Source organism: Streptomyces sp. ICN903, assembly GCF_022015835.1.
Taxonomy (GTDB): domain Bacteria; phylum Actinomycetota; class Actinomycetes; order Streptomycetales; family Streptomycetaceae; genus Streptomyces; species Streptomyces fenghuangensis.
Window position 1 is genome coordinate 7,101 of the sequence record NZ_JAKMAY010000164.1, and the last position, 5,807, is coordinate 12,907.

Annotated in this window: 6 protein-coding genes; 5 read left to right on the forward strand and 1 reads right to left on the reverse strand. The window is 65.2% G+C overall.

Annotation, left to right across the window (positions count from 1 at the left end):
* The first annotated feature begins 48 nt into the window (after positions 1 to 48).
* The 5 genes from mqnC to L7D48_RS17490 all read left to right on the forward strand — a co-directional run bounded on the left by mqnC (position 49) and on the right by L7D48_RS17490 (position 4,848).
* On the forward strand, positions 49 to 1,248 hold the full coding sequence (mqnC, locus tag L7D48_RS17470; protein ID WP_237880380.1) for a cyclic dehypoxanthinyl futalosine synthase: 1,200 nt from the start codon (positions 49 to 51) through the stop codon (positions 1,246 to 1,248).
* Between the two features lie 21 nt (positions 1,249 to 1,269).
* Positions 1,270 to 1,827: a hypothetical protein gene (locus tag L7D48_RS17475; protein ID WP_237880381.1), complete on the forward strand. Its 558-nt coding sequence runs from the start codon at positions 1,270 to 1,272 to the stop codon at positions 1,825 to 1,827.
* 123 nt (positions 1,828 to 1,950) lie between these two features.
* Entirely contained in the window at positions 1,951 to 2,406 is a 456-nt protein-coding gene (locus L7D48_RS17480; protein WP_237880382.1) for a hypothetical protein, read from the forward strand.
* An 11-nt stretch (positions 2,407 to 2,417) separates the two neighbouring features.
* Entirely contained in the window at positions 2,418 to 4,286 is a 1,869-nt protein-coding gene (locus L7D48_RS17485) for an alpha/beta hydrolase (RefSeq protein WP_237880383.1), read from the forward strand.
* A gap of 82 nt (positions 4,287 to 4,368) precedes the next feature.
* Positions 4,369 to 4,848 carry a hypothetical protein gene (locus L7D48_RS17490; protein WP_237880384.1) on the forward strand — a complete coding sequence of 160 codons (480 nt, stop codon included), beginning with the start codon at positions 4,369 to 4,371 and terminating at the stop codon, positions 4,846 to 4,848.
* Positions 4,849 to 5,221: 373 nt separating this feature from the next.
* Here the strand turns inward: L7D48_RS17490 and L7D48_RS17495 are convergent, their stop codons facing one another.
* On the reverse strand, positions 5,222 to 5,659 hold the full coding sequence (locus L7D48_RS17495; RefSeq protein WP_237880385.1) for a helix-turn-helix domain-containing protein: 438 nt from the start codon (positions 5,657 to 5,659) through the stop codon (positions 5,222 to 5,224).
* Between the last annotated feature and the right edge of the window lie 148 nt (positions 5,660 to 5,807).

Genomic DNA, 5,807 nt, shown 5'->3' on the forward strand with positions numbered 1-5,807 from the left:
GGTCGGCGCCCCGACCGCCCCGACCGCCAAGCCCGAGAGGACCGCCCGGTGACCGATAACGCCGACCTCCAGTCCGTACTCGACCGCGCCGCCGGGGGCGGGCGGATCAGCGCGGAGGAGGCGTTGGAGCTCTACCGGCACGCCCCGCTGCACTCGCTGGGGCAGGCCGCCGACACGGCGCGCCGCCGCCGGTACGCGGGCACCGAGCACATCGCCACGTACATCATCGAGCGGAACATCAACTACACCAACGTCTGTGTGACCGCCTGCCGGTTCTGCGCCTTCTACGCCGCGCCCAAGGACACGGACAAGGGCTGGACCCGGGACCTGGACGACATCCTGCGCCGCTGCGAGGAGACCGTGGCGCTGGGCGGCACCCAGATCATGTTCCAGGGCGGCCACCACCCCGACTTCGGCGTGGAGTACTACGAGGAGCACTTCTCGGCGATCAAGAAGCGCTTCCCCGAGCTGGTGATCCACTCCCTGGGTGCCTCCGAGGTCGAGCACATGGCCCGGATCTCGGGTGTGACGGTGGAGGACGCGATCCGCCGCATCCACGACGCCGGCCTGGACTCCTTCGCCGGCGCCGGCGCCGAACTGCTCCCCGAGCGCCCGCGCAAGGCGATCGCGCCGCTGAAGGAGTCCGGCGAGCGCTGGCTGGAGATCATGGAGACCGCCCACCGGCTGGGCGTGGAGTCCACCTCCACCATGCTGATGGGCACCGGCGAGACCAACGCCGAGCGCATCGAGCACCTGCGGATGATCCGCGACGTGCAGGACCGCACCGGCGGCTTCCGCGCCTTCATCCCGTACACCTACCAGCCGGAGAACAACCACCTCAAGGGCCGCACCCAGGCCACGATCTTCGAGTACCTGCGCATCCTGGCCGTCGCCCGGCTCTTCCTGGACAACGTCGCCCACATCCAGGGCTCCTGGCTGACGACGGGCAAGGAGATCGGCCAGCTCTCCCTGCACTACGGCGCGGACGACCTCGGCTCGGTGATGCTGGAGGAGAACGTCGTCTCCTCGGCCGGCGCGAGGCACCGCTCCAACCGCATGGAGCTGATCGACCTCATCCGCAAGGCCGGACGCGTCCCGGCGCAGCGCTCGACGACGTACGAGCACCTGGTCGTCCACGAGGACCCGGCGAAGGACCCAGTGGACGACCGCGTCGTCTCCCACCTGTCCTCCACCGCGATCGAGGGCGGCACCGCGCACCCCGAACTGAAGCTCATCGACGCCGGCTGACCGCCCTCACCCCGCGATCCCGTGCTGACGATCCACGCCCCGCTCGCCGTCCGCCTCACCGAGGACGGCGAGCCGCTGCCCGGGCACGCGGTGGCGGTCGAGGGCGACCGGATCGCGGCGATCGGCCCCGCGGGCTCCCTCGCCGAGACGTACCCGGCCGCCCGCGTCCGCCACTGGTCCGGCGAACTGGCCCCCGGCCGCTGCGCGGTGGACGCGGCGGCGTGGCTGGAGGCCGCCTACCACCCGGACCCGCGAGAGGTGGGCCTGCCCGGCATCCCCGACACCGAACCGCTCACGGGCTCCGCCCTGGCGGCCCTCCCCATGGACGAGGTGCGCTGGGGCCACAGCGCCCGCCGAGGCCTGCAGCGCCTCCTGCGCGAGGGCGTCACCTCCGTCGTCGGGCCCTTCACCCGCCCTTCGGTGCGCATCGCCGTCCAGCGCTCGGGCCTGACCGTCCTGCCCGCTCCCCGACCCGTCACCCTCTCCACGGGCGCCCGCGCGGACTTCGCCGTCCACGCCACCGACGGCCGCTGCCTCGCCACGGTCCTCGCCGGCCGCCTCCTCCACCGCCGCACCTGACTCCCCGATAACCGGGAAACGGTCACATGGCTGAATAACGTAGGTGCATGTACTCAGGTGCCCTCCGTGATCGTGTTGCTACTGTCGCGATCGCGTGTGACGAGGAGACACCGGAGGGGAACCGTGAGCTTCGCGGACGAGTGGACCACCAGCGGCACAGGCCCGGCCGTCGGTATGCGACTGAACGGCTGGCAGGCCGAACACGGCACGTCCGAGGCTGCGTCCTTGCCCGACCTTGACATCAGCACGGCCGCACTACGGGGTTTGTCAAAGGAGATGGGCACGCTGCACGGACGTATGACCACCGCCCTGACCAACCTCGAACAGGCACACACCGGACTGACCACCGCAACCAAGGGCTTCGCCTGCACGGCAGAACTGAAAAAGGTGCGCGGCAGCTGGGAGGACCGTCTGCAAGACGTGCGCAACGAGTGCGAGCGTCTGCAGACGGCTTTCACCAAAGCGGCGGAGGCTCATGACAAGAACGAGGACAACACCAAGCAGGAGATGTCCTCGCTGTCATCGAGGCCCTCCTGGCGCGAAGACCGTCCCAATTCTCCCATCACGAACTTTTCTTAGGAAACACGGAGATGAAGACAGTCAGTCAGCTGCGAGACCTGAAGCGGTCGCAGTACGAGAAGGCGGCCGACGGCTGGAAGAAGGTCAGCGACCAGGCCCAAACCGACATGGACCGGGTCGACCAACAGATGCTTGCCAAGATTCGCTCCCAGGAGGGCGACACCAAGGACGCGGCCTTCAAAGCACTGGAGCGACTCAGTCGGAATTATCAATATATTCAGGTGGAATGTGGCCTGATCCAGACGGCTCTGAACGGTCTGGCTGCTGATCTTGAGGAGCCGCAGCGGAGACTGAAGCGAGCGCTGGGAGATGCGGAGGAGAACGGGCTGACCGTCAGTAACGACGGTTCGGTCACCTACCCGGCAGCGAAAGGCCCGAATGGTGAGAAGCTGCCGGGTGGCACGGTCCGCAAACAGGCGCACGAGCTGTTCATGGACGCCAACCGGCCGAGCCCGTACACGCCGGCCATGCCGAACGCCGGACGAATCGAAACCGGAGTGAACCCGAAAAGACACCTGGCGGAACAGCTCAGCATCGCCATCACTGGCGCGCTGAAAGACGCCCAGCAGATCGACGACCAGTACAAGACAACCCTGTCCCAGCTTTCCGCCAAGCGCGGACTGAAGGTTGGCAATGCTCAGTGGTCGGATGCCCGGTCCGATCGCGCGGCCGTCGACAAGGTCGCGGGTGATAACTACGAACAGAACGGCATCCCTCGGGGGGATTCCCCGGAGGAGAACGCCAAGTGGTGGAAGAGTCTCTCCGAGGACGAACGGGATGCGTACGTCTCCATGTACCCGGCGAGCGTTGGTGCTTTGGAAGGCCTTCCTGCGGAAGTTCGTGACAGCGCCAACCGCGTGGTGCTTCAGGAGGAGAAGGCTCGCACTGCGGACGTGCTGGCGAAGCATATGAGCCAGGAGCCGAACAGATACCACCTCGTTCCGAGGGGGAAGGACGGCCTGACCGCCGAGAAGGCGGAGACTGCGGAGTGGCGGAAGTGGAACGATGAGAAGACCCGGCTGGAAGAACTCGGCAAAGGCATGGAAGCTATCGAGGGGCGTTTCCGCCAGACCGGTCAGGGTGGCCTGCCAGAGGCGTATCTGCTCGGTTTCGACACCAAAAACCTGGGCCATGCCGTCATCGCCAACGGGAATCCCGACACCGCCGACCACACGGCTGTCTTCGTTCCGGGTACCACGTCTCGCCTCGGTACTGTGGAAGGTGACATCGGCAGGATGAGCGATCTGTGGCGGGACAGTAGTCGGGAGGCTCCAGGGCAAAGCATCTCGACGATCACATGGGTAGGGTACGACGCCCCGCAATCCGCGATGCCCGGCATGGGCGGTGACGTCATCCCCGAAGCAGCCTTTGTCTCCTACGCCAAGGAAGGCTCACCGCGACTTACTTCTTTCATGGAAGGTCTTCAGGTGGCTCAAGGCGGGCCGGAGGCTAGCCACACCACTGTGATCGGGCACAGTTACGGCACCACGGTAGTGGGAGACTCCTCCTATCGGAAAGAACTGGCGACCGACGACATCATTGCTATCGCCAGTCCCGGCATGCTCGCCCCTCATGCCGAGGACCTCACCACTGGCACGGAACACACCTGGGCCATGGCGGCTCCGCTCGTGGACGACCCTGTCCCGCTCGGTGGAAAAGCCGCAAGGCTGGGAGGGTTCGATTTCGGTGTATCGACCTGGAATGGAATCCCGTACGGTGTCGGGTTTTCTCAGCATGTTCCATCGGACGAATCTTTCGGGGCGAACATCGTTGCGACAGATTCGGATGGACACAGCGGCTACTGGGAAGAAGGATCGGTGAGCATGAGTAATCAGGCTCTGATTGTGACGGGAAATTACGATGAGGTCAGGCGTGGATAGGGGGGGAGGGCGTCCTCGAGTTACCCAAGTCCTGCTGTCGATTTTTGCAACTATTTCAATCTCTCTTTTGTCGGGGTGTTCCATGGGTGCAGAAGGTGAAGGCGGGAAGCGGGAGCTCGATTACGAGCCGCATGTTATCAGTGTGGAAGATGCACGCTCCCAGGCGAGAGGTGTATCGAGCCGTATCTTCGACATGATGGGGGTTGACGCGAAAGCTACTCAGCCAGGACCGGGAATCTCTACCTGTTCTGCCGACCCCAACAAAGAGCGCATGTATGTGGTGCGACACCCGTGGGCAATCTATGGCGTTTCGAACAGCGTTCTCAAGGAGGCGATGGATAACCTGAGAAATAGTCTCCCTGGGGATGGCTGGACCATTGTCAAGGACGGCAGGGAGGAATCCAAGGACCGCCAGCCGGTTATTCATGCGGAGAACGATGAGCTCCAGTACACTTTGATTGCCTCCTGGGCGCAAGGCAGGGAGAAGCCTCAAATCAGTGTCACTCTGACCTCTGCCTGTATTAAGACCCCGGAGGGGGAGAATCCTCAGGGAGAGTACTGAAATTCGTTAAAACTCCGTGGTGAGGATTGATCGCCGCATGGGTTTACTGCCGGGACGTCATCATCTCTCGGCGGACTCTTCCGGTCGTGCCGGATCGGGTGGCGTCCACTGGGCGGATTTATGATCCACGAGGCTCCCCATCCATGCCGGAAAACCTGACCGCCACCTGAAGGTGGCCGGCGCCAACTGCTGCTGCCGGGCTTGATGTGCATCAGTCCCAGCCGCATCACCTCACTGCCGCACACGGTCTTCGTCATCCACCGACGACAGCGTTCGCTCTCCCGAGCGTAGATCGGAAATGCTCATCGGTGTCCACGAGGACCCGCACGAGTGTGTTTCCCCCTGGTTGTTCGGCGGGCCATCGCCCTTCGCGTCAGTACGGCAGCCCGGCGTCGTCGATCTGCCGATGGCCCTGCCTGCGCCGTTCCCGCTTCTGCTGGAAAGCCAGCACGTCGGCGAGACGCACGACCCGGTGCCTGCTGTTCGGAAGGTGCGACGAGGGGAGGTCTCCCGAGTCCATCAGGCGGACGACGAAGGGGCGGGACAGTCCCAGCAGTTCGGCCGCCTCGGCAGGTGAGAGCTGTTTCTCGGAGGCGAGGACCGTGACCGCGTGCCCGCTGGCCAGCTCACCGGCCGAGGCGACGAGGACCCGGGCCAGTTCGATGGGCAGCGTCAGTTCGCTGCCGTCGGACCTGCGCAGTGTCACCTCGACCTGCTCGGGTGCCATCCGGCTAGCCTCGGCGAGTTCGTCCAGGTGGGAGGGGACGGGCTCCACTGTGGTGGCGTGCGCCAGGACGCTCGTCCGAGCCATGCTCGCCTCCTGTTCGGCGGCCCGCCGGACCTCGACGACCGCCGCATCTGCAACAACTGTAACCCCGAGGTGAGGGGCGGGCAACCAGGGACATCTCGGATGTCCTGCCGGAAGCGCGCTGTCCGTACGGAAGGAAGCGGCCGGGGAG